Raw genomic sequence first — 24,450 nt, forward strand, 5'->3', positions numbered from 1 at the left:
CTGGATCACGGGTAGATGGAAATCGGCGTCGGGGTATCCACCATGGCCCAGATTTCATCCATCTCGCGGTTGGTCACCGCGATACAGCCGTCGGTCCAGTTCATCTTGGTCAGGTAGCTCTCCATCCCTTTCCACTGCGGCTTGATACCGTGGATCATGATGTCGCCACCGGGATTCACGCCCAGGCGTCGTGCGCGGGCCTTGTCCTGCGCGTTCGGATAGGAAATGTGGATGGAGCGGTAAAAACGGCTCTTCGGGTTTTTCCAGTCCAGGGTATAGCGGCCTTCCGGCGTGCGCTCGTCGCCCTGCATGACCTTGTGGCCGCGCGGGTTCTCACCGAAGACCACCTTGTAGCTCTTCAGCACGCGGCCGTTGCGCTTCAGCTGCATCAGGGATTTCGATTTGTACACGACCACCTCGTCCGCTTTCTGGATGGCGGCAGAGGAGAGCATGGGCGCTAGCAGTAGCAGGGCAAAAGCAAGGTATCGCATAGTGTTGGCAAACCGTGTTTGTCAGTGATCCGTGGAACGGCAGCTTCCGTGCTTTCATCCCGCCGCAGTCAGGGCGGGATGGCGCGATTCATGACAGCGTTGTCCTTCGCTGGCAACCAGATCCCGGCCGGGCAACGTGTCAGGACGTTATCCTAACCCCGGTGCATATCAGTGGACGGGTTGATTAAAAAATGATCTGAGCGGGTAATTTATCAGCAAGTAGGCGACGTTTCAAAGGGCGTCAAAGAAAAAAAGCTCTGAACGGAGAGTCAGGTGTGACCAGAACGTTTTTTGTGACCGGAACAGATACAGAAGTCGGAAAAACCTTTATCAGTGGCGCCCTGCTGGAGTGCGCGGCCCGCGAGGGCTTGCAGACGGCAGCGGTCAAACCGGTGGCCTCCGGCTGTGAAGTTACCCATGAAGGGCTGCGCAACAGTGATGCCCTGTTGCTGCAGGAGGCCATGACCATGGACCTCCCCTACCAGCAGGTCAACCCCATTGCCCTGGAGCCCGCCATCGCACCGCACATTGCCGCAATGGAAGCAGGCAGGCGGCTGGACGCAAGGAGAATGGAGGGGGTTTGCCGCGGGGTCATGTCCGCCGGAGCCGACCTGGTGCTGATTGAGGGAGCCGGTGGCTGGCGTACGCCCCTGGGGCCGCGATCATACCTCTCTGACCTGCCACAGCAGCTGGATATCCCGGTGATCCTGGTAGTCGGCATGCAGCTGGGGTGCATCAATCACGCCGTGCTGACCGCCGAGGCGATTCGCAGGGATGGCCTGGCGCTGGCGGGTTGGGTGGCGAATTTTGTCCGCGACGGCATGGCCCGCCCCGACGAGAACCTGGCAACACTGCGAACCCTGCTGCCGGCCCCACTGCTGGGTGTAGTGCCGTTCGACGAAGCCACCGATTATCGCGCTGCCGCAGAGCACCTGCAGATCGCGCCGCTGCTTGGCTGAGAGATGCTCCCTGCCGGCCATACGGCGCCGCCGCCAGTTGACAAGCCGGTCCCGCCCACCTAGATTCAAACAATCGTTTGAAACAGTCGACTGAGGAGCCGATCATGGCGGAGTACAAGGCACCGCTGCGGGAAATGAACTTCCTTTTACACGAGGTTTTTGCCGCTGACCAACTGTGGGCGCGCCTGCCGGGCCTGGAGGGTGCGGTGGATCGGGAGACCGCCGACGCCATCCTCGAGGAAATGGCCAAGCTGGCCGCCAATACCCTGGACCCCATCAATCGCAGTGGCGATGAAGAGGGCTGCCAGTGGGAGGATGGCGTGGTCACCACGCCGAAGGGGTTCCCCGAGGCCTACGCCACTTTCTGCGAGGGTGGCTGGGGCGCCCTGCTGGGTAACCCGGAGTACGGTGGCATGGGCATGCCCAAGATGCTGGGTGCCCAGGTGGAGGAGATGATCAACTCCGCCAATATCTCCTTCGCCCTCTATCCGGTGCTGACTGCCGGCGCCTGCCTGGCACTGGATGCCCACGGCAGCGAGGATCTGAAGCAGCGCTACCTGCCGAAAATGTACGAGGGCACCTGGTCCGGTGCCATGGACCTGACTGAACCCCATGCGGGCACGGACCTCGGCATCATCCGCACCAAGGCGGAGCCGCAGGAAGATGGTTCCTACAAGATCACCGGCAACAAGATCTTCATTACCGGCGGTGACCACGACCTTTCCGAAAACATCATCCACCTGGTACTGGCCAAACTGCCAGATGCACCCAGGGGGCCGAAAGGCATTTCCCTGTTCCTGGTACCGAAGTTCCTGGTCAATGAGGACGGCAGCATTGGCGAACGCAATGCGGTGAACTGTGGCTCGATCGAACACAAGATGGGCATCAAGGCCTCGGCCACCTGTGCGATGAACTTCGACGGTGCCAAGGGCTGGCTGGTGGGTGAGCTGAACAAGGGGCTCGCCGCCATGTTCACAATGATGAACTACGAGCGCCTGGGGGTGGGCATCCAGGGGCTCGGCGCCTCCGAGCGCTCCTACCAGAATGCGGTGGAATACGCCCGCGAGCGCATCCAGAGTCGTTCCCCGGCGGGTCCGAAGCAGGCCGACAAGGCCGCCGACCCGATTCTGGTGCACCCGGACGTGCGCCGTATGCTGCTGACCCAGAAGGCGCTGATCGGCGGTGGCCGCGCCCTGTCCACGTATGTGGCCCAGTGGCTCGATATCGCCAAGTTCGGCGAAGGTGAAGAGAAGCAGAAGGCCGAGGCCATGGTGGCCCTGCTCACGCCGGTGGCCAAGGCATTCTTTACCGACAAGGGCCTCGATTGCACCATACTGGGCCAGCAGGTGTTCGGCGGCCACGGCTATATCCGTGAGTGGGGCCAGGAGCAGCTGGTGCGGGATGTGCGCATCACCCAGATTTACGAGGGGACCAACGGTATCCAGGCGCTGGACCTGATCGGCCGCAAGACCGTCGCCAACAACGGAGCCTATTTCAACCTGTTTGCTGACGACGTGCAGCAATTCATCGACAGCCAGGTGGATAACGAGGCGTTGGCGGAATTCATTCAGCCGCTCTCCTCAGAGCTCCAACGCCTGCGCGACGTCACCGCCCGCGTACTGGCGGCAGCCCAGGAAGATCCCCACGCGCCAGGTGCGGCGTCGGTGGAGTACCTGCACCTGTTCGGCTACGTGGCCTACGCCTTCATGTGGGCGCGCATCGCGGCTGCCGCACTGCCGAAGACTGGCGAGGACAGCTTCTATGCGGGTCAGGTGAAGACGGCACGCTTCTTCTTCGCCCGCCTGCTGCCCCAGGCCACGGCGCTGGCGGCGAGTGTCGATGCCGGCAGCGGTACCCTGATGGATCTGGAGGAGGAGCTTTTCTGATTTTTCGTCCATCAGCCGAAAGCCCCGCGTTGCGGGGCTTTTTTGTCTCTGGCGTTTCTCCTAAACTCGATGGTGCCTGAATAAAACCGATAACAACGCCATGTCCGACAAGAAACTTACCGATGAAGACCAGGCCAAGGTCGACAAATACCTGCACTCCGGCGTGAACCGTGTCGAACGCAAACCTTTCCGTCCGTTCCTGTTGCTCGGCATTATTGTCGCCGTGCTGACAGTGCTGTCGCTGGTCAGCCTGCTGATCGCGCAAACCAAGGGAGTGGTCTGATGGCGGAAAGCGACGGCTTTGTGCCGCTGCAGTTCGACAGGCTGAGCGACGAGGAAATGTTGCGCCGCAGCGGGGACTTTCTCACCCGTATGAAGCAGCGGCGCAGCGTGCGTGATTTCTCTGACGCGCCGGTACCGCGAACGGTGATTGAAGATGCGATCCGTACTGCCGGCAGCGCACCCAGCGGTGCCAACATGCAGCCCTGGCATTTCTCGGTGGTGGGCAGCGCTGAGCTGAAGCGACAGATCCGGCTGGCCGCCGAGGAAGAAGAGCGTGAGTTCTACCAGCGCCGCGCCTCGGCCGAGTGGCTGGATGCGCTGGCACCGCTCGGGACTGATGCCCACAAACCGTTCCTCGAGACGGCGCCCTGGCTGATCGTGATCTTCCTGAAGAAGTTCTCCAGCAGCGACAGCGGTGAGAAGCTCAAGAATTACTACACTGCCGAATCCGTGGGCATCGCCACCGGCATGCTGATCGCGGCGTTACACAACGCCGGCGTTGCCACCCTGACACACACGCCGAGCCCGATGAAGTTTCTCAATGAAATTCTCGGCCGGCCCTCCACGGAAAAGCCTTACATGATTCTGGTGGCGGGCCTGCCCGCTGAGGGCGTCGAGGTGCCGGCAATCGACAAGAAGCCGCTGGCGGAGATCGCAGACTTTCTCTGAAGACTCTGTGCGGGCTGTTGCCGCGGTCTGACAGGGTGTGTCCGCGGCAGCCGCTTTGATCGATGGTCAGGAGCCGCGCTCACTGATGATCTGCCACTCCTCCGCTGTGACGGGTTGGATGGACAGGCGTCCCTGCTTCACCAGCACCATTTCCTGTAGCCGCGGATCTGCCTTGATCTGCGCCAGCGGCACCGGGTGGGCAAACGTGCTGCGCCAATGCAGGTCGACGCAGAACCAGCGCGGAGCCCCGGCGCTGGCCTTGGGATCGAAGTAGGGGCTGTCGGGGTCGAACTGGGCAGGGTCCGGGTAGGCAGCCTTGACGACTTCCGCGGTGCCCACCACGGCCGGCACCTTGCAGGCGCTGTGGTAAAAGAGCACGCCATCCCCCACCGCCACCTTGTCACGCAGGAAATTGCGCGCCTGGTAGTTGCGGATCCCGTCCCAGTGGCCAGTCTGGCCGGGTTCGCTCGCCAGGTCGTCGATGCTGTACTCGTCCGGTTCCGATTTGAAGAGCCAGTGGTTCACTCTCTTCACCCTCCCTCAAGTAAGTGTCTGGGCAATGTCCGGGCAGTGCCCGAGGATTCAAAGGCTGTGATGTGTATAGCGGGAAATCTGCGGTAGCCGGTGTTCTCGCTGCGCCGGGCGGTATTTCGCCGGCTCGGGGCGCCATTTAGTATGAACGTCTGTAGAAGTGTCAATACGGCCTGCCGCTGAAGCGTCGGGCCTGTACGGGAGCATATGGGTAACAAGGCTTTTCAATGGCTGTCTGAGCGGCTGGCCTCGCAGCGCTGGAAGTACTGGGCACTGCAGGCGTCCGGCTGGGGCGGCTACACCCTGTTGACGTTCGTTGGCAGCTTTTTCTGGGTGAAAAACCACTGGTTGCACTCCGGTTATATTGCTGTGGCGACGGCGTCGGGCGTGGCCCTGTCGGAGCTCATGCGGCGCGGATTCCACCGCTTGTGGCACCGGCCGCCGGCAATCCGCTTCTTCGGCTCATTACTCGTGGTTATCGTGGCCGCGGCGGTATGGGCAGCGATCAAATTCGGTGGTTCTCTGTGGCTCTACGGAAAGGAGAGCGACGAACATCCGGCAGTGATGGCGGTGTACTGGTTTTCGTATTCGTTCCTGCTGCTCATGACCTGGGCTGCGCTCTACTACGGCATCAAGTACTACCAGGCCTCCCAGGACCAGCAGGAGAAAATGCTGCTGGCGGAATCCGCGGCACACCAGGCGCAGCTGAAGATGCTGCGTTACCAGCTCAACCCCCACTTCCTGTTCAATACCCTGAACGCCATATCCACACTGATCCTCGACAACGAGGGGCGTACCGCCAACTCCATGGTCTCGCGCCTGTCACAGTTCCTGCGCCACTCGCTCGACAACGACCCCATGCAGAAGGTGACGCTGGCGCGGGAAGTGGAAGCACTGATGCTGTACCTGGATATCGAGAAGGTCCGTTTCGCCGACCGCCTGGGCGTCAACGTGGACCTGGAGGGAGACTCCCCCAGGGCGCTGGTGCCGAGCCTGCTGCTGCAGCCGCTGGTGGAGAATGCCATCAAATACGGTATCTCCCAGCGGGAGTGGGGCGGTGAGATCACCATTCGCGCCCGGGTATTCGCCGGCGAATTGCTGCTGGAAGTGAGTGACAATGGCCCCGGCATGAGTGTTGAGGAGCTGGAATCCCTGGGTACCGGCCGCGGTGTGGGGATTCGCAATACCTGCGAGCGCCTGCGGGCGCTGTACGGCGCAGAACAGAAAGTGCGTTTCCGCAACCAGCCCGGTGGTGGCCTGGCGGTGCACATCCGTATTCCCTTCGAACAGGAGTAGCGTGCGGCGATGGCGGGCAGGAACAGAGAGCAGGAATGGAACCATGACGGGTAGTGCAGAAAAACTGACGGCGATCATCGTTGACGATGAGCCCCTGGCACGGCGCGGACTGCGCCTGCGGCTGGAAAACCTGGGCGGGGTGGAAGTGGTAGCCGAGTGCAGCAACGGACGCGAGGCCCGCGAGCGGATTCCCGAGCTGAAGCCGGATATCGCCTTTGTGGATATCCAGATGCCCGGGATCAATGGCTTGCAGCTAGTGCAGGCCCTTCCGAGGGAGCAGCTACCGCAGATCGTGTTCGTTACGGCCTATGACGAATATGCCGTGGATGCCTTCGAGGTCAATGCGGTGGACTACGTCCTCAAGCCCATTGAGGAGGAACGCTTGCAGCGGGCACTGGAGCGGGTGCGGGAAAAGCGGACCAGCGCTGATCTGGCGGCGCAGCGGGAGCAGCTGCTGGAAGCGGTTGCCGATCTGACCCAGGAATCCCCTGAGGTTCTGGCGGAGAAACTGGCCAGTGGCGAACTCGCCGGTACCCGCTATCCGGAAAAAATTGCCATCAAGGATGCCGGCAAAATCACCCTGGTACCGGCAAAGGAGATCGACTGGATCGACGCCGCCGGCGATTACATGTGTGTGCACGCCAAAGGGGAGACCCATGTGATGCGTATCACCATGAAGGAGCTGGAGCAGCAGCTGGACCCGCGGGTTTTCCAGCGCATCCACCGTTCCACCATCGTCAACCTCGGACGCGTCAGCGAGATCTCTGCTCATATCAATGGCGAGTATTACCTCGTGCTCCACAACGGTGAGCGTTTGAAGATGAGCCGCAGTTACAAGAACAAAGTGCAGCACTTCCTCTAGTGAAGGCGGACGCAACGTCCGTGCGATTGGGGATGGGCGTCGCCGCTCAGTAGACTACCGATACTTAGTAGTTTGCCCGAAAGGAGGCGCCGACATGCGCTACGCCATAGCACTCCTTCTCAGTTGTGCCGCTTCGTTCACCTGGGCACAGGACCTGATACGGTCCCTGCCGTCCGGAGCTTCGCAAATTCTGGTGCGCGGTGAAACTTATTACTATTCTGCCGGCTCCTTTTACCGCCTGGTGAGGGGAGGGTATTCACGCGTGGAACCGCCGCTGGGTGCACGGGTGCCCTATGCGCCCGGTAGCAGCCGCACTTTCACCATGGGCGGCGACCGCTACTTCGTCACACGCAGTGGGGCCTTCTTGCGTTACGAGCCCAGCGGTGATGACTTTGCGGTCGTACCCCCGCCCTACGGCTGGCGTGACTATGACAGGGGGGCGCCGGGGCTCCGGTCTCTGCCTGCACCGCAGGCTGCACCACGAGCGGTACCGCAGGCGCCAATCGTTTCCCGGGCCTATCCGCGGCTCAGTCCCGGGTTCCGGGCGGGTGGCGGCTATTACGCCGAGTATCGCGGCACTTACCCCGCTGGCCCCGGCGGCGGCTATTACGGCCGATATGGCTTCCGTGACTATATCGGCGACCAGAGTTACCGGGAGCGCCGTGCGACCTGCCGGCGTATCGCCTCTGACCAATCCCGCCGCGGCGACGTCGGCCCTTATCGCCGCGAGCCTGGCAGTTACCGGGATGAGTTTGAGCGCTGCATGCGTTAACGCGGCTGCCCTGAGAGGCGGAACTCCACGAGCGCCGCTGAGGCAAGGGTCCGCCGGGGCGGCGGAGCCCGCTGGACTACACTGAACAAGCGGGGCATTTTCTCCGCCTCCTCGTTCGTGTCGGGTTTTGCCACGGAGTCGGCGACTTATGAAGGATGGCAGCGGTTACGCCTTCCTCAGATCCATGTCCGTTTGTCACCGGGACTCTTGTGCCTGGTTGCAGCGGTTTCTCTCCCTGGCCCTGGCATTTTTCCTGACCCTGTTCAGTCTCGGCGCTTCCGCGCAGCTTCCCGGCACCAAACCGAAGGAATTTGCGCCGGTTATCCCGGATTTCTCTGCACCCGCGGCAGACTGGTGGACCGCCTGGCCGGATGCCACCCGTGAGCAGCGCCAGGAATGGCGCAAGGAGCTGGTGGGTGCCTGGATGGAGTGGAGTGCACAGCTGCCGGAAAATGAGGCACTGCAAGTGCAGGCAGAAGCGGTCAACGACAGCTTCAAGCGCCTGAACGTCACCTGGAACAGTTTTGACGAAATCAAAAAGGTGGCGGTGCTGCCGGATGTGGAGTTTCCCGAGGAGCCGTCGGTACTCGACTGGGCCGAGGCGGATACAGCCATCGCACGGGGGAAGCAGCGCCTGCAGAGCCTGCAACTGGAAGCCCGTCAGGTCGACGAATCTCTCGCCCAGTCACTGCGAGAACTGCGCAAGCGGGTGCTCGCTCTTCGCGATGCTGCCCCGGGTGTCAACCGCGAGGCCGCGGCCCTGAATCTCCTCCGTGTGCAGATCGACCATCTCAATATCATCGAACAGCGGAGCCTGCTGGAAGAGCAGATGACGCTCTGGCAGGAGCAGATTCAGCTGGCAGAGAGCCAGCTTGAGGATGTGTTGCTGTCACTGATCTACAGCGACAAAGCCGGGGATTCCCTCGAAAAGTCCCTGGCAGAACTGAAGGAGAAACGGGAAGCTCTGGTGAGCCAGCGTGCCGAGCTGCAGCGACAGGCACTGGAGTCCACCGACCCGCAGCAGAACCTGCAGCGTGACCTGCAATTGATGGACAACGAAGTGGGCCAGCTGGAGAACGAGCTGCGCCAGCGCAAGGCATTGTTGCTGCAGTCCATGAACGCAGTACTCAACCCGGAGGGGGAGGAGCCCCAGCTGGTGCGGGATCGGGACCTGGTGGAGACAGCCCGCACTGCCATCGGCGCCCTCAGCCGGGACCTGAACCTGCGTCAGCGACAGGTAGTAGCCTGGAGTGATGAAGACCGAGGCGCCATGCGCACCTGGTGGCGGCAGTTCGAGAAGATCGACAGCGCCCTCGGGCGCGCCGATGAACTGCTGGAAGATGTGCTGCGCTATGAGACTGCCCAGCTGCAGGTCTTCCAGCAGCGACGCGGCTGGTGGGCGACGCTGCGTGAACGCGTCGGTCACCTGAGCAACATCGCCAGTACCCGCTGGCGCGAGCTGGCGGATTACCAGCTGTTTACCATCAGCCAGAATCCGGTCACGCTGCGTATCCTGGCGCGGGTGCTGTTCGTGCTCCTGAGCGCGTGGATGATCTCGGGCCTGACCCGTCGCTTCCTCAACCGGCTGGTACACAAGCAGCACGCCAGTCAGTCCTCCATGTATACCCTGGCACGGGTGCTGCACTACAGCATCATCGGTATTGCCCTGCTGATCGCGCTGGTGATGCTGGGGCTGGATGCCTCCAAGCTGGCGCTGGTGGCCGGCGCGCTGTCGGTGGGTATCGGTTTTGGCCTGCAGGCGATCTTCTCCAATTTCATCTCCGGGCTGATCCTGCTCTTCGAGCAGCCCCTGCGGGTGGGCGACCTGGTGGAACTGGAGTCAGGAGTGTTCGGGCGGATACGGGATATCAACGTGCGTTCCACCCGCATCACCACCCGCGACAACGTCGACATCCTGGTGCCCAACTCCGAATTTGTCGCTGGTCGCGTGATCAACCACACCCTGGATGACCCGGTGCGCCGCATTCATGTGCCTTTCGGCGTGGCCTACGGCTCTGACCCGGACCTGGTGCGGGAGGCGGCCGCCGCTGCGGCAGAGCGGGTGCCGATTACCCACACCGACTGGCAGCGCAAGACCGAGGTGTGGCTGATGGAATTCGCCGACAGTGCGCTTAACTTCAAGCTGGTGGTGTGGATCAACAGCAACATGGTCTCTCCGCTGGGCGACCCCTATGCGCTGTACAACCTGGAGTTGCTGCGGGAATTCAATGAGCGCGGTATCGAGATCCCCTTCCCGCAGCGGGACCTGCACCTGCGCAGCTGGGAGCCGCCGCTGTCTCTTGCACGCCGCAACGGCCAGTGACCAAAGGGTTCCAATCGTTCAATTAATCGACGGAATGTTTGTTCTGCAATCGCCAGCCCTGTATTCTGCAGGGCTTGTGACGACGCCCCCCGGGGGCTGTGTGCGGCGTATTTTTTGGAACAGGATCCCCGCCCTTGCTGATTATCCCCATACAGAACAAGCCCGACTGGCGCCGCCCGCCGCTGATGTGCTTTGCCCTGATCGCGCTGAACCTGCTGGTGTTTGTCTTGTACCAGGGGCGGGATGAGACCCGCTGGCACGCGGCGGAGGAATACTACTTTTCCAGTGACCTGCCGGTACTCGAAGAACAGCGCTTCCTGATCTACATCAACGAGGAGCACCCCGAGTGGCGCATGCATATGGATGCCCAGGGGGAAGAATTTGTTTACCGCGAGCTATTGGGTAACCGCGAGTTCCACCAGTGGCTGTTGCCGCAACTGCGTGCCGAGGGGGAGACTGAATGGCTCGCCCAGCGGGAGCACTTTGACCAGCTGCGTAACCGGCTGAGCGCCTTCGCTCTCGGCCTTACGCCCGCAGAACCGACGCTCGCAGGCCTGTTCGGCCATATGTTCCTGCATGGCAGCTGGGATCACCTGATCGGCAACATGGTCTTCCTGCTGCTGTTTGGCCTTTCCGTGGAACTGGCCCTTGGCGGAGCCTGGTTTGCCGGCCTGTACCTGCTCGGTGGGCTGGCCGCGGCTGGCTTGCACATGATGGTGGAGGCGGGCAGCCCCATGCCGATGGTGGGCGCCTCCGGCGCCGTCTCCGCGGTGATGGGCATGTTCGTGGCGGTCTACGGTGTCCAGCGATTGCGATTCTTCTACACCATCGGCTTTATGTTCGGCGAATTCAGTGCCCCGGCCCTGCTGGTGTTGCCCCTTTGGCTTGCCAAGGAGCTGTTCGGCTACTTCTGGGGCGATGCGGGCATCGCCTACTGGGCACATCTGGGCGGGCTGCTGGCCGGATTCGTGGCGACCATGGTCCTGCTCAGCCGGCGGCCCGCGCTGGCGCAGATGCCGGTGGAGTACGGCGTCCCAACGGCTGAACAGCGGGTGCTGGCCCGTATTGACCGTCTGCAGGAGCAGGGTAAGTACCTGGAAGCGGGCGAGGCGGCCCATGCCGGAGTGCGCCAGCACCCCGGCAGCATCGACCTGATCGAGCGGGCGATCGAGTTATCTTCGGTGGCGCCGGACAGTGAGCCCTACCACCGGGCCCATCTGGCGCTGTTCGCACTCGCAGATGAGCAGGCCATCGGGGTGGGCCAGCTGGCTGACAGCTACCGCCGCTACCTGCAGAGCACCAGTCGGCCCCGTGCATTGTCTGCCAGGGTCTGCCTGTTGCTCGCCCGGCGCGCCGCGCGGGAGAAACAGTGGGGGTGGCTGGAAGAATTGTTGCGCCGCCTGCAGGGGCAGGGGGTCGAACACCCACTGCTGCCTCGCCTGGCGAGGGCATTGGTGGACCACTATCGCCGGTTGGGCGAGGAAGTCCGGGCGCGGGAGATCCAGCAACTGGTTCGCCCGGCGAGCTTTTCCGAATAACCCAGTTCAGGCGGTCTGTGCCGCCTGCAGCACCCTGGCCAGCGTTCGCACCTCACCCTGGACCTCACTGTCCGGGAATTTCTTGCGCAGAAACAGTAACAGCTGTTTCGTCAGGTCTTCGCGATTGAACCCGTCCAGGTAGATCCTGGCTAATAGCAGGTACGCCTGGTCCAGGTGCCGGTAATCGCTGTCTTCCTTGTGCAGATTGTTGAGCAGCTTCGCCGCGGGCCCGAACTTGCGGTCGTGATACAGGGCATCGGCGAGACCGTGGCGGAGGGTGGACTTGTCGATGGCTGGCAGGGGGTCCGTTGCAAGGTAGAGTTCCGCTGCCCGATGGGGGTGCCCGAGGCCTATGAGCTTTTCCAGTAGGTGAGGCGCCAGTTCCCGCAGAGCCTTCTGGTCATGGTTGGCAAGCAGCAGCCGGTAGTAGCGCTCGTTGAGCGCAGCCTCATTGGGAAAGCGGCGCAGCGCATCCACCAGCACCCGCCGTGCCGCCCCGTGCTCCCCCTCCCGCATCAGGATCTGCGCTTCCGACAGTGCGCGGGCGCGGTCGAACTCGTTCTCCTCGAGGATATCCTCATCGTCATCGCGGCTCGCCGAGATGCCAAGGGGTTGCTGCTTGCCGAGGCAGATATAACCCATCATGGCACTGGTGACGATGTAGAAATAACTGGTGCTCGCCGCAACGGTCGGCATGATGGCCCAGTTGGGCAGTTTGTCCGCCACCACCAACATCAGGTACTGGGGTGCCGCGGAAACGGCAGTGGTGGCCAGCCATAGCAAAAGATAGGGCCAGCCAATCACCACGGTGAAATGCAGTAGCTTGAGCGGGTTGACTGCCGAGCGCAGCCTGCCCTCGAGTGCCAGCACGATCATTGCGGCTGGCGCCAGCACGGAGAGCGCGATGGAATAGAGCTGGATCCCGCCCTCGCCGAACAGGCGTACCAACTGGAAACCGCCAAAGCCGGCGATCAGTGCCATCGCAATCACTTTCAGGAACATCGGCGCGCTGCGGCCATCCAGGGCTTCGCCGAACGCCGGTGCCTGCAATTTGCCGTGGGCCAGGTGTTCGATCACCAGCAGGTTATAGCGGGTCAGCAGGGCCACGGCGGCCAGCAGTAACAGCAGTGAGATCATTCCCAGCCCGGAAATAAGCAGGCTGGCGCCGGTGGCGAGTCCGATCACTGTCAGTGGGCCTGGTTCGAGCGCATAACGAAAAAAGAAAGGGCTCATTTGCCAGAACGGGCGGGCGCTGTTACTGGCGGCAATATCGGCGAGTGGCTTGTGGCAGAGCGGGCACTCGGCGCGGCCGGTCGGGTAATTGGCGGGGCTGCCCGGCACACATTCATTGCAGAAGTGGCGCTCACAGGGTTGGCAGAGCCAGCCTGCCTCCCTGGAGGAGTGATAGTTGCAGGACTCGGCCATGTTTTTTCTTCCCTGTGCTGGTTGTCCTCGGCGCAGTTTAGCGACGAGGCACCTTCTGGCGCAAACTGCATTGTGCGGCGTGACTGTTGCAGGGGCTGATAGAATGAAGCCCAGCACCCTACACAAACAGGATTTTTTTGGAGCAAGTGGTATGGCAAAGGCAATGGAAGTTGAGCTGGTGACATCCGCGGCAGCGGCCAGCTGGGGAGAAAAGGCGCTGCTGAGTTTCACCGCTGGTGGCGCGCGTATTCATGTGACTGAGGCCACCGGCTCCGCGGAGGTGGCAGCCCAGCGCGCTGCCCGGCGGCTCGACGGTATGGGTATTCCCGCGGTGAAGCTGGTTGGCGATGGCTGGAGTACCGAGAGCCGCTGGGCCTTCTGGGCGGGTTACTACAACCCCAATCGCGACAGCGAACTGGACTGGGGCACAGGCAACAATCGTGAACTCAAGGAGCTTCAGGCGCGGCAGTCGGCAGCGGAGTGGGTGCGCAGTATCACCAATGGTACCCCCGAGGACGTGTCGCCGCGGGTACTGGCGGAGAGCGCGGCGGAAATGCTGCAGAAACTCGCGCCGGACGCCGTCAGTTATCGCATGATTGCCGGTGACGAACTGCTGTCGGAAGGCTTTGCCGGTATTCACAATGTCGGTCGTGGCAGCGTGCGCGAGCCGGTGATGCTGCAGGTGGACTACAACCCGACTGGCAAGGACGATGCGCCGGTGGATACCTGTCTGGTAGGCAAGGGCATTACCTTCGACTCCGGTGGTTACAGTATCAAGCCGTCCAACAATATGGCCACGATGAAGTCTGATATGGGCGGTGCAGCGATGGTGACTGGCGGTCTCGCCCTGGCGATTGCGCGGGGATTGCAGAAGCGCGTGAAACTGTATCTGTGCTGTGCGGAAAACCTGATTTCCGGCCACGCCTTCAAGCTGGGTGACATCATCAAGTACAAGAATGGCGTGACAGTGGAGATCCTCAATACCGATGCCGAGGGCCGGCTGGTGCTGGCCGATGGTCTGATTGCCGCATCGGAGGAGAACCCCCGCTGGATTCTCGACGCCGCCACCCTCACCGGTGCCGCCAAGATGGCGGTCGGCCGCGATTATAATTGCGTGTTCAGTTTCGAGGACGACAGTGCCCAGCGGGTGCTGGCCGCAGCTGCTGCAGAGCACGAAAAGGCCTGGCGTCTGCCGCTGGAGAAATTTCACCTCGAGCAGATCCCATCCGGTTTTGCGGAAATCGCCAATGTCGGTATCGAAGGCAGCCCCGGCGCTTCTACTGCCGCTGCCTTCCTCGCCCGTTTCGTGCGCGATACCGGTCGCGACTGGGTGCACATGGACCTGTCAGGCTCCTATCAGCCGGGCGCCAGTGATCTGTGGGCCCAGGGCGCCAAGGGGCACGGATTGCGCACGATTGCGCGTTTCCTGCAGGACAACTGACCATAGAGAGATGGGTGGCGCCCCCAGGGGCGCCGATCCTGCCAGCCAGCTGCGATAAAAATATAACAATGCGAGCAGGCAGTTCTGACATCGTGGAGCTCAACTTCGCGCCACAAACCGTCCCCCCGTCGAGCCACTTGCCGGACCTGTGGGTAGCCCATGTGCTAACTGTGGCGGACAGGTTCTGTTATGCCTGCGGCCAGTCCCTCGACGGCATGACCCGCCGATTTTCCGCTGTCCCCAGTGACTTCCTCAATATGCTTTTGTCTTGGATTCTCGCCTTGTGCGCAGTCTGGTGTCGCTGTATTTCCAGCTGGGTTTGCCCCCAGTCGAGTATGCTGTTGTCCCCCGATACAGGCTGCGATAGCGGGCGCGCATCTGCGGTTGTAGTGGTCAGTTGATTACGCCAGATCGGAAATCTTCTGGTGGATGCCGCTATACCTGCTACTGATGCAGAACCGGGTCTATAGCCAGGTCTGGTGGATAACCGTGTGCAAGTTTCTGATGCTGGACTTGATCTAGTTTCTGTTGTTGCTGTTGGCGGCCACATTCACTGCCATTCGCAGCATTGCGAAGTTGCAGCAGCTAGCGAGGGGCGAATCAGGTTTCCACAGAAGTTTCCTTGGGGTTGGGGCCAAAGCGATTGGTGCCAGGCTCGCTGTCGAAAACCATAAAAGCAAGCAGCACCAGGTAGCCGACCAGCGGGATCAGGCTCACCAGTATCCACCACCCTGTACGCCCGGTATCGTGCAGTCGCCGCGCGGTCACGGCAAGGGAGGGCAGCAGGACGAGCAGCGCGTAGGCCCCACTCAGGAGACCCACCCCGTATTCCTCACTATAAAGACCGGTCACACCGTCGATAGTGCTCAACATTAATGCAATCAGCAGGTTGAACAAAACAAAGAACCAGTACTCCCGCCGCTGGGCGCGGCCGTGGAAGTTGGTGTAATTTCTCAGGACTTTGAGATACCAGTGCATAACACTATGGCTCCGTGACTATCTGTGTTGTCGAAATCTTCGATAAGTCTGTTTACATTAGACCAGTTATGCTGGTTACTTTGCCGAAGGTGTCAGGGAGTGCTCTGCACCCGCTATCAGCCTCCACGCCACAGTACGGTGATAAATACCCGGGAAGCAGAAGTGCACGGCGATATGACTTGCGAAGCTTCCTCCTGCTTCTTGAATCGCCCCCAGTCTCTCTAGATACTTGCCAGCCAACGCGCCGCTTTTGTGTAAAAATGCAAGTGCAGAGAACGAAAAAACGAAGCAAAGTTTAAGGCGTCGTCCCAAAAGCCCTTGTTAGATGGTCGGCCGTCTAGGCAAGCTCAGCCATCTTTTGGCCAACATGCGCTAAAACTTCATTCAGCTCATCTGTTGGGCTGAACTCGATCATTTGCGTATCTTTCTCAAATTTTACCGAATGACCAGGTCGCAGATAGTAAGACTCTCCTGGGCCAACCTTCTCAGAATGGCCATCTGAGTAGTCTACGATGATTTCTCCCTTTAGAACGTAACCCCAGTGCGGACATTGACAAGAATTATCCTTCAGTCCGGTTAATAATGGTGCAAAGTCAGTGCCACGTGAAAACTGCATATGGCTGATAGTTATTCCGCCAGCCTCTTCAGCATTTACTTTTGCTGTTTGGGTGTCCATTAGCGGATTCATGTCGGTTATTTTACAATGCATTATATTTTGCCTTTATAAGTTGGAGTTGTCCGGTGTCATTTGAATTTGTGGTCGATAGGTTTTGAGGTAAATCATCGCAGTTGCTTCTGTTTTTGGGGCTAAGTCCACATAGTTATGCACCGTTATCTGAGTTTTGCCGTAACCTCGATTTCGACGGAATATTTTCCGCCGTAAAGCTTTTCCACTTGAAGCCAGCTGGCGGCTGGATACGTGCCTTTATAGTATGACTTCCGTAGGCCACGATTCTCAGTGAAGGTGTCAAGATCTGTGGTGAATACCGTTTCACGAACCACATCTGAGAAGTCTAATCCGCGCTTATTGAGAATAATCTTAAGATTTTCATACGCCTGTACCATCCCTGCCTTAATATCGCCAGACCCGACTGTGCCGGATACGTATAGAAGCCCTCCGGCCTCTACAGCCCCACAATAGCCGTACTCTTTTTCCAGGGTTTCGTTTAATTGAAGGCATCTTGAATCTTCCGATTCTTTGGCATAAGCGAGACTTGCAAAGCAAGTTGAGTTCAGAAGCGCGGCAATCGTAAATGTTTTGAGCAGTCTTAGCATTATCCTGCCTCAATGGTGCATAAGGCCTTAAAGTGGAGCGCCGTTAAGGGGGCTCCATTGCCTAAACTTTTGAGGTTATTTATTTCGAAGCTATCCCATTGCCTTCGGCATTGAAAATGTTCGAATACTTATACTTTCGCCCGCCTTCACTGTCGATGTTAAAGCCGGACCAACTTTTATACGGGCCAATACGTGTGCCTTCACTGTAGCTCTTGCTCCCGTCCTCGGAAGCGTCCTCCCACGCCACCAAGAAGGTGAAGTTATCCGGGGCTTTTAGATCATAACTTACGAAAGAGGCGAGGGAGGTTTTGTCGAATATTTTCTTCTCCTTATTATAACTCGTGGTGACGTAATAACCTGAGCTCAAGTCAATTTTGAATTCCGGCTCACCGTTCGAGTTATAAAATGTTAAGCCATATGGCCCATCTTTTTTTACGCTTGCTGGCTGCTCTTCTGGGCTGGTAACCCATCCATTCTCTTTCCTATACCTGATCACTACGGGGTCCCAAGATCCGGCACTCCAGCCATCAATAATGTATTTCAATTTTTCCTTGTCAACTGCTTCACTAGCGCTGCTTAAAGATGAAACGCATACAAATAAAAGTGATATTAATATTGAAGCTCGCATAACGTTTTCCCTTTGTTGGTTTAGCTTCTTCAGGCTAGAGTGCTTGCCTTGATCATCAATCCATTTTCTATACTGCCTATGCTTAGGTAAGGCGTGCTGCACCCACTCGTTAAAACAGATGGTGGCTTATTAAATACAGCCAAGGAATTTATATCACCTTCATGTTATAGCGTGGAAGCTATTCACTATTTTTTTTGGAAGCCTTTGAAAATCAATGGGTTAGGTTGAAGTGCTTATATCTTGGGCTGAGTCATATGGTATGCGGAGTCGATTGACGCCATGCAGAATAGTTTTGTCTATCGGTGACAGCGGTTGGGGTATGCAAGTTTTAAGGAATGTCCCAAATGTATAAACACTATTGTTGCCGGATTCGCTGCAGCTCGGGCCTAGCGGGTCAATTATCGAAATGTTGGCGCAGGTTTCGTTGGTTAATGTTCCGAGGTGACTATTAAAGGCGGCTAATGCCGAGAGTTTCCGAGGGGCTTCCCAGATGTGGAATGTTCTCTCTGCTTGAATTGGACAAGCAAGTTTGTCTGGGATTATGAACAGTGCGAAAAGCTAAGGGTTTGCCGGGTATAGGATATTGCGGAGATGGAAGTATGGTGGGCCCTCCGGGACTTGAACCCAGGACCTGCCGATTATGAGTCGGATGCTCTAACCAACTGAGCTAAGGGCCCACAGATGCCGTGTCTGGCCACGGCGGCAGGGAAAGGTACCCGATTTTTCCTTCTGAATCAACGATTTCCCTTGTCGCCGGTGGCTACCAGTGCCAGCGGAAGCCGAGGTTGGCACCGGCACCGGTCCAGTCCTGATCGTCGAGTGAATGCCGGTAGTTCAGGTTGAGGAAGACACTGGCGATACTGCTCTCCAGTAAGGTGATCCCCCCGCCGATTTCTCCCCAGTGGGCGCCGCGCTCCAGCTTGAGGCGGGAGCCATTGCGCAGGTACAGGTCATCTTCCCCTGCCAGGTTGCTCCAGTAATTGGCAAATACGTAGATTTCCCGCTCGGTCTCCACGGGGTAGATCCGCAGTCCGGCCCGTAGTGCCACCTCGGGGGTTGGGTCGGTATCTAGGAAATCGCCGTCAACCTGCAGGGCAGCGAAGTTGGTGTAATTGGCGATGATCTGTAATTGCGGTTCCAGGTTAACCCCTTCCGTGATTGTCAGGGCGAGGCCCCTTTCGGCCGAAAGGGTCAGTTGTGGGCCGGTCACCCGGGTACTGAGTCCTCGAGCTGAGTCGATGTCCGCGACGACATAGGACACCTTGGCCATGGCGTCGATATAGCCGAGGTCGTGGCGGTAGTCGCTGAAGTAGAGGCCGCCGTGAAAGCTGGTGATTTCATTCTGTCCGGCCCTGTAGGTGGCGGAATCAGGGAAGGCCGCCCTCACATCGCCGCGAATCACGCTACTTCCGCCGAAGAAGCCCAATTCCTGTGAGCCCCGACAGGTCGGGCCGCTGTATAACTGGCGGTGGAGCTGTGCTCCGCTGATTTTCCCTTCGAAACCCGTCACCAGGTCGCCGCGCCACTGGAGCTGTTCGTTGCGGTGAAACAATCGCAAGCCGCCGGTGCCGGCGCCGCCATTTCCCAGACGCTGCTCACCGCGGCGCTGCTGATAGCCCGTTACTTCCTGCAGCGAAAGTTGCTGGGCCAGGGCCTTGATCTGGCTGTACAGGGCGAGTTCCTCGCGGGTGGAAACGGGGCCGTTGGGTAACTGGGCCGAGGTAATCTGGGCCGACAGCAACAGCAGCGTGACGATCAATAGCGGCAGCGGCCGGGAGCAGCCGAGAGACATAAACGCTTCCCTGGTTTATGGCTGGAGTTGGGTTAATGGGAGTTTAGACAAGAGCAGGGGCTGCCGGCGTCCCGGTGAGGGCGGCAGAGGGAAATCAGTATGCTGGAGCTGTTATGTCGGCGACTGGACTGCCTCATTGTGACAAACCAGTTGCATGGGGTTCAGAGAAGCCAGCGCGGCAACAGGATGCAGCCCCAGGTGAAAAGCCAAAGCAACAGCGACAGGGAAACAGCCGCAGAGGCGGTGTCTTTCGCGACTTTCGACAGCGGGTGGCGTTCTGGTCCGATGCGATCGATAGTGGCCTCGATGGCGCTGTTCAGCAGCTCGATGATCATCACCAGCAGGGTGACGCCAATCAGCAATGCGCGTTCAACGCCCGTCTCGCCGAGCCAGATGGCCAGCGGGATCAGGAAGATGGCGAGAGTGACTTCCTGGCGGAAGGCGGCTTCATTGCGCCAGGTGGTGAGCAGCCCCTGCCATGAATAGTTGGTGGCGTCGATCAGGCGGGAGATGCCGGTCTTGCCGGGCTTGTTGATGAACTCTTCTTGCATGGTTTTATTTTCCATTGCCTGAGCAGGCTGGCCAACGACTGGTTCACCCTGTCACCCGGTTGTCATAAAAAAGCCCGGCGGTGCCGGGCTTTGGGTGCTTACTCGTCGAGGAAGCTTCGCAGGTGCTCCGAGCGCGACGGGTGTCGCAACTTGCGCAGCGCTTTGGCTTCGATCTGACGGATACGCTCACGGGTGACGTCGAACTGCTTGCCCACTTCTTCGAGGGTGTGGTCAGTGTTCATGTCGATACCGAAGCGCATACGCAGGACCTTGGCTTCCCGTGCGGTCAGGCCGGACAGTACAGAGCGGGTCGCGTCGTGCAGGCCGGTCTGGGTGGCAGTGTCCACCGGGGATGCCTGGTTCTGGTCCTCGATGAAGTCTCCCAGGTGGGAATCTTCGTCGTCGCCAATGGGGGTCTCCATGGAGATCGGCTCTTTGGCGATCTTGAGCACCTTGCGCACCTTGTCTTCCGGCATGTCCATGCGCTCGCCCAGCTCCTCCGGGGTCGGCTCGCGGCCCATCTCCTGCAGCATCTGGCGGCTGATGCGGTTCAGCTTGTTGATGGTCTCGATCATGTGCACCGGGATACGGATGGTGCGTGCCTGGTCCGCGATGGAGCGGGTGATCGCCTGACGAATCCACCAGGTGGCGTAGGTCGAGAACTTGTAACCGCGACGGTACTCAAACTTGTCCACCGCCTTCATCAGGCCGATGTTGCCTTCCTGAATCAGGTCCAGGAACTGCAGTCCCCGGTTGGTGTACTTCTTGGCGATGGAGATCACCAGGCGCAGGTTGGCCTCGACCATCTCTTTCTTGGCCCGACGTGAACGTGCCTCGCCGATGGACATGCGGCGATTGATCTCCTTGATCTGGCCGATCTCCAGTCCGGCGCGCTCCTGGCACTGGGCCAGCTTGCGCTGGCAGCGGATGATGTCTTCCGCAACCTGGCGCAGGTTGTCGGAATAATCGCGCTTTTTCTTAATGATGCCGGGGATCCATTCGTCGTTGGTCTCGTTGCCGGGGAATTCCTTGATGAAGGTTTTCCGCGGCATCTTGGCCTTCTTGATGCAGAGCGCCATGATGGTGCGTTCCTGCAGGCGGACCTCGTCGAGAATGTTGCGTACCTGGTTATACAGCGGATCGAACTGGCGCGGTGCCAGCTTGAAATAGCGGAAGATCTCGCCAACGGCTTCCATTGCCTGACCGGCCTGCTTGGAGTCGCGGCCGTGCTTCTTGATGGCGGCGTCCGCCTTCTTCTGCGCGGCGATCAACTTCTTCATGCGCTCGGCGAGTTCTTCCGGATCGATGCCGCCGACGTTCTCTTCCTCTTCCTGGGAGGAGTCGTCGTCATCGTCATCGTCGCCGTCAGATTCGGAGTCGTCGTCGCTATTGTCGGACTTGTTCTCCTGGGCAGCCTGACCGGCCTGGGCGCCCGGGGGCACTTCGTCGGCGGGGTCCAGCCAGCCGGCAATGACGTCCGGGATACGGCGCTCTTCCTTCTCGATGAGCTGGTACTCGTCGATTACCTGCTGCACGGCACCGGGCCAGTAGGCCAGGGCAGCCATGAGTTCCCTCAGGCCCTCTTCGATGCGCTTGGCAATGGCGATCTCGCCCTCGCGGGTCAGCAGTTCAACGGTGCCCATCTCGCGCATGTACATGCGCACCGGGTCCGTGGTGCGGCCCACGTCGGACTCTACCGCGGCCAGTGCGGCGGCGGCTTCGGCGGCGGCGATTTCGTCGGCGGAGCTGTCGCCCTCGGCCATCAATAACTCTTCGGCATCCGGTGCAGTTTCATACACCTTGATACCCATGTCGTTGATCATGCCGATGATATCTTCGACCTGATCCGGGTCGGAGATGTCCTCGGGGAGGTGGTCGTTTACTTCTGCGTAGGTGAGATAGCCCTGCTCTTTACCGCGGGCAATCAACTCCTTGATACGTGAAGTCTGTTGCTGGGTGTTGTCGGTCATGCACAACCCTGAAAGTAAGGAAAAAATACGGGACAAAGACGCGGGATTATAGCTTACTTGCGCTAGCAATAACCACTCTGGCTGTCAAGGGACAGGGGTTCGATCTGTCTGCTCTGTATTCCCGGTCGGCGTCCTAGGTTGAATGGATATGGCGGTGTGCCCTGAGATTTCAAGGCCTGCCACGGTTACTCGCGTTTGCGCTGCCAGTTGGCCAGCAGGGCCCGCTGTTCCGGGCTGAGCTGGCCGCCGGCGCTCTTCAGCTGCTCCAGCAGGCTGCGGTTGCGGGCCTTCTGTTCTGCCCGCTCGAGTCTCTGCAGGCAGTCGCGAAACTCTGCCTGCGGATCGTATTCCAGTTGCGTGTCACCCTTTGCCAGTTGCCTGGCACCGGTGACCAGTTGCGAGGTGGCGAGTTGCGCCAGCGTCTCGCAGGAATCGGCGCCGTGGTGAGCGCGCCAGTAACCCAGTAACTGGTTCAGATTGTAGTCTGGCCGCTGTTGCAGCAGTCCGACCAGCTGAGCGAATAATTGCAGGTCTGGATGGCCGCTGTCGCGAAAGCGACTGACATCATCGATCTGTTGCGCCAGCTGCGGGTGGTGCAGCAGAAGGGCGATCAGCATACGCTCCGCCGGCAACCGGTACTGGCCACGGGGTCGATGCTGTGCTGGTGCCGCACTGCTGAATGCGGGCTCCGGTGCCTCGGGCGGTGGCGGAACCTCTTCCAACGGGCCCGGCGGCATCTCCAAACTGGTGGCGTGGTTGTACGCCGGTTCGGGGCGCGGCCCCGGGGAGGGTGGGCGCTCCGTTTTCTGCTCCGGGCTCGGTCCCCGGGGCTGGGCCTGTGCGCGCGCCTGGGCGGTGCGGGCTTTTTCGGCGTTGATCACTTCTTCCAGGGTGGCCCGGTCCAGCCCGGTACGCGCTGCCAGTTGCTGGAACATCAGCTGGCGGTAAACGCCATCCGGTAGCTGGTCCAGCAGCGGGCCGGCCAGCTTGGACAGCCGCGCACGGCCATCCATGGTCTGCAGGTTGATGCCCTCACCGAGGAGATCGAAGAGGAAGTCCTCCAGTGGCCGGGCCTGTTCATTGATCAGCTGCTCGAAACGTTCGCCACCCACCTGGCGCACCAGGGTGTCCGGATCCTCGCCTTCGGGTAACAGCAGGAAGCGCAGGCTGCGTCCGTCCTGCATCTGGGGCAGGGCGGCCTCCAGGGCGCGCTGCGCCGCGGTGCGGCCGGCCTTGTCGCCATCGAAGCAGAAAACCAGCTCCGGCACATGCCGGAATGCCAGCTGGATATGTTCCTCGCCACAGGCGGTGCCCAGGGTGGCGACTGCATAGCGGATGCCAAACTGGGCCAGGGCCACCACATCCATGTAGCCTTCCACCACGATCAGCCGTTTCAGGTCGCGGTTGGCCTGCCGTGCCTCCCAGAGCCCATAGAGTTCGCGGCTCTTGTGGAAAATGGGCGTTTCCGGCGAGTTGAGGTACTTGGGTTTCTCGTCGCCGAGAACGCGACCTCCAAAAGCGATGGGGCGCCCGCGCTGATCCCGGATCGGGAACATGATGCGGTCGCGAAAGCGGTCGTAGTGGTGGCGGCGACCGGGCTGGGTCTGACCATCGCTGTCCTGTCGGCGGATGGCAAGGCCTGCCAGCTCCAGCTGGTCCGCCTTCTCTGCGGACTCTGCCAAGGCATTCAGCAGGTTGTCCCATCCCGGCGGGGCCAGGCCGATACCGAAATCGCGCGCAATTTCACCGGACAGCCCCCGCTGGCGCAGGTAGGCGACGGCGCGCCCGGCGGAGGGGTGGCTGCGCAGCTGTTGGCGGTAGAACTCCGCTGCCCGCTCTGTCAGCTGGTAGAGGGACTGGCTCTCCCGCTGGCGCCTTTCCTGACCGGGGGCGAGCTGCTCACGGGGCACTTCGAGGCCCATGCCCGCCGCCAGCTTTTCCACCGCCTCCGGGAACGGCAGGCGGTCGTACTCCATCAGGAATCCGACGGCATTGCCACTGGCGCCGCAGCCGAAGCAGTAATAAAACTGCTTGTCGGGGCTGACAGTGAAAGACGGGGTCTTTTCGTCGTGAAAGGGGCAGCAGGCGGAATAGTTCTTGCCGGTCTTGCGCAGTTTTACCCGGCTGTCGACGATATCGACGATATCTGCACGTGCGAGCAGGTCGTCGATAAAGTGCTGGGGAATCTTGCCGGCCATAAATGCGCTCTGGTGGGGAGAGCGGAAACTACTCCCGTGCCCGTGATCAGCCCAGCTGGGCCTTGACTTGCTTGCTCACTGCGCCCATATCTGCGCGGCCCTGCACCTGGGGTTTCACCTGCGCCATCACCTTGCCCATGTCGGCCATGCCGGAGGCACCGGTATCGCGGACCGCGGCGGCGACGATCTCGGAAATTTCATCCTCGCTCAGCTGCTCGGGCAGGAACTGCTGGATTACATCGATCTCGGCCTGTTCAATGGCAGCCAGTTCCGGGCGGCCGGCCTTTTCGTACTGGGTGATGGAGTCGCGGCGCTGCTTAGTCATCTTGTCCAGCAAAGCCAGGATGCGGGCGTCGTCCAGTTCGATGCGCTCATCCACCTCGACGCGCTTGATCTCGGCATTGATCAGCCGCAGTGTCGCCAGGCGCTCCTTGTCGCGGGCCTTCATGGCGTCCTTGGTGGCTTGTGCGAGGGTTTCCTTGAGAGTGCTCATGGCGGTGGGTCCGGCTGTTAGGATTGTTGTTCGGTTGACGGCTAGCATAGCGCGCCGGGGGGCTGGCGCGGAAGTGCGCTGCTGATGCCT

22 protein-coding genes and 1 tRNA gene are annotated in these 24,450 nt (G+C 60.2%); 10 read left to right on the top strand and 13 right to left on the bottom strand.

The features are described 5' to 3' along the window. Positions 1 to 5: 5 nt before the first annotated feature. Complete coding sequence (locus LVD12_RS15055; protein WP_237068547.1) at positions 6 to 491, bottom strand: L,D-transpeptidase family protein; 486 nt, start codon at positions 489 to 491, stop codon at positions 6 to 8. Between the two features lie 275 nt (positions 492 to 766). Here LVD12_RS15055 and bioD point away from each other — a divergent pair, with 275 nt between their 5' ends. From bioD to LVD12_RS15075, 4 genes are all read left to right on the top strand, one after another. After that, on the top strand, positions 767 to 1,450 hold the full coding sequence (bioD, locus tag LVD12_RS15060) for a dethiobiotin synthase (protein WP_237068548.1): 684 nt from the start codon (positions 767 to 769) through the stop codon (positions 1,448 to 1,450). A 104-nt stretch (positions 1,451 to 1,554) separates the two neighbouring features. Next, the gene (locus LVD12_RS15065) at positions 1,555 to 3,336 is read left to right on the top strand and encodes an acyl-CoA dehydrogenase C-terminal domain-containing protein (protein ID WP_237068549.1); all 1,782 of its coding nucleotides are present in this window, start codon (positions 1,555 to 1,557) and stop codon (positions 3,334 to 3,336) included. A gap of 100 nt (positions 3,337 to 3,436) precedes the next feature. Then, entirely contained in the window at positions 3,437 to 3,619 is a 183-nt protein-coding gene (locus LVD12_RS15070; RefSeq protein ID WP_237068550.1) for a DUF3094 family protein, read from the top strand. Then, the gene (locus LVD12_RS15075) at positions 3,619 to 4,287 is read left to right on the top strand and encodes a nitroreductase family protein (RefSeq protein WP_237068551.1); all 669 of its coding nucleotides are present in this window, start codon (positions 3,619 to 3,621) and stop codon (positions 4,285 to 4,287) included. The genes LVD12_RS15070 and LVD12_RS15075 overlap by 1 nt, the downstream gene beginning before the upstream one ends. Before the next feature lie 66 nt (positions 4,288 to 4,353). Here the strand turns inward: LVD12_RS15075 and LVD12_RS15080 are convergent, their stop codons facing one another. Then, complete coding sequence (locus LVD12_RS15080) at positions 4,354 to 4,812, bottom strand: EVE domain-containing protein (RefSeq protein ID WP_237068552.1); 459 nt, start codon at positions 4,810 to 4,812, stop codon at positions 4,354 to 4,356. 213 nt (positions 4,813 to 5,025) lie between these two features. On the opposite strand from LVD12_RS15080, the gene LVD12_RS15085 reads away from it, so the two are divergent. From LVD12_RS15085 to LVD12_RS15105, 5 genes are all read left to right on the top strand, one after another. Beyond that, positions 5,026 to 6,114, top strand: a complete 1,089-nt coding sequence (locus LVD12_RS15085) for a sensor histidine kinase (protein ID WP_237068553.1) — start codon at positions 5,026 to 5,028, stop codon at positions 6,112 to 6,114. Positions 6,115 to 6,157: 43 nt separating this feature from the next. Then, complete coding sequence (locus tag LVD12_RS15090; RefSeq protein WP_237068554.1) at positions 6,158 to 6,976, top strand: LytR/AlgR family response regulator transcription factor; 819 nt, start codon at positions 6,158 to 6,160, stop codon at positions 6,974 to 6,976. 94 nt (positions 6,977 to 7,070) lie between these two features. Further along, positions 7,071 to 7,748: a DUF6515 family protein gene (locus LVD12_RS15095; RefSeq protein WP_237068555.1), complete on the top strand. Its 678-nt coding sequence runs from the start codon at positions 7,071 to 7,073 to the stop codon at positions 7,746 to 7,748. A gap of 148 nt (positions 7,749 to 7,896) precedes the next feature. Continuing rightward, entirely contained in the window at positions 7,897 to 10,071 is a 2,175-nt protein-coding gene (locus tag LVD12_RS15100) for a mechanosensitive ion channel domain-containing protein (protein WP_237068556.1), read from the top strand. Positions 10,072 to 10,205: 134 nt separating this feature from the next. Continuing rightward, positions 10,206 to 11,609, top strand: a complete 1,404-nt coding sequence (locus tag LVD12_RS15105) for a rhomboid family intramembrane serine protease (protein WP_237068557.1) — start codon at positions 10,206 to 10,208, stop codon at positions 11,607 to 11,609. Between the two features lie 6 nt (positions 11,610 to 11,615). Here LVD12_RS15105 and LVD12_RS15110 read toward each other — a convergent pair whose 3' ends face one another. Beyond that, entirely contained in the window at positions 11,616 to 13,034 is a 1,419-nt protein-coding gene (locus LVD12_RS15110) for a hypothetical protein (RefSeq protein WP_237068558.1), read from the bottom strand. A 151-nt stretch (positions 13,035 to 13,185) separates the two neighbouring features. On the opposite strand from LVD12_RS15110, the gene pepB reads away from it, so the two are divergent. Next, a complete protein-coding gene (pepB, locus tag LVD12_RS15115; RefSeq protein ID WP_237068559.1) occupies positions 13,186 to 14,475 on the top strand; it encodes an aminopeptidase PepB in 1,290 nt (429 codons plus the stop codon). A gap of 600 nt (positions 14,476 to 15,075) precedes the next feature. Here the strand turns inward: pepB and LVD12_RS15120 are convergent. The 10 genes from LVD12_RS15120 to LVD12_RS15165 form a co-directional block, all read right to left on the bottom strand. Beyond that, complete coding sequence (locus LVD12_RS15120) at positions 15,076 to 15,453, bottom strand: DUF805 domain-containing protein (RefSeq protein ID WP_237068560.1); 378 nt, start codon at positions 15,451 to 15,453, stop codon at positions 15,076 to 15,078. A gap of 337 nt (positions 15,454 to 15,790) precedes the next feature. After that, positions 15,791 to 16,129, bottom strand: coding sequence for a cupin domain-containing protein (locus tag LVD12_RS15125; RefSeq protein ID WP_237068561.1), 339 nt, complete (start codon positions 16,127 to 16,129; stop codon positions 15,791 to 15,793). A gap of 155 nt (positions 16,130 to 16,284) precedes the next feature. After that, on the bottom strand, positions 16,285 to 16,728 hold the full coding sequence (locus LVD12_RS15130; RefSeq protein WP_237068562.1) for a RidA family protein: 444 nt from the start codon (positions 16,726 to 16,728) through the stop codon (positions 16,285 to 16,287). Positions 16,729 to 16,807: 79 nt separating this feature from the next. Next, positions 16,808 to 17,356, bottom strand: coding sequence for a hypothetical protein (locus LVD12_RS15135; protein WP_237068563.1), 549 nt, complete (start codon positions 17,354 to 17,356; stop codon positions 16,808 to 16,810). A gap of 600 nt (positions 17,357 to 17,956) precedes the next feature. Continuing rightward, positions 17,957 to 18,033 (bottom strand) — tRNA-Ile (locus LVD12_RS15140). Positions 18,034 to 18,116: 83 nt separating this feature from the next. Next, positions 18,117 to 19,148 (bottom strand): autotransporter outer membrane beta-barrel domain-containing protein, encoded by a 1,032-nt coding sequence (locus LVD12_RS15145; RefSeq protein WP_237068564.1) that lies wholly within the window; start codon positions 19,146 to 19,148, stop codon positions 18,117 to 18,119. 161 nt (positions 19,149 to 19,309) lie between these two features. After that, positions 19,310 to 19,699, bottom strand: a complete 390-nt coding sequence (locus tag LVD12_RS15150; RefSeq protein WP_237068565.1) for a diacylglycerol kinase — start codon at positions 19,697 to 19,699, stop codon at positions 19,310 to 19,312. A 98-nt stretch (positions 19,700 to 19,797) separates the two neighbouring features. Further along, on the bottom strand, positions 19,798 to 21,669 hold the full coding sequence (gene rpoD / locus LVD12_RS15155; RefSeq protein ID WP_237068566.1) for an RNA polymerase sigma factor RpoD: 1,872 nt from the start codon (positions 21,667 to 21,669) through the stop codon (positions 19,798 to 19,800). Between the two features lie 185 nt (positions 21,670 to 21,854). Beyond that, entirely contained in the window at positions 21,855 to 23,867 is a 2,013-nt protein-coding gene (dnaG, locus tag LVD12_RS15160; protein ID WP_237068567.1) for a DNA primase, read from the bottom strand. 46 nt (positions 23,868 to 23,913) lie between these two features. After that, positions 23,914 to 24,360, bottom strand: coding sequence for a GatB/YqeY domain-containing protein (locus tag LVD12_RS15165; protein WP_237068568.1), 447 nt, complete (start codon positions 24,358 to 24,360; stop codon positions 23,914 to 23,916). Positions 24,361 to 24,450 lie beyond the last annotated feature (90 nt).

This window comes from Microbulbifer guangxiensis (genome assembly GCF_021729075.1).
Lineage (GTDB): Bacteria > Pseudomonadota > Gammaproteobacteria > Pseudomonadales > Cellvibrionaceae > Microbulbifer > Microbulbifer guangxiensis.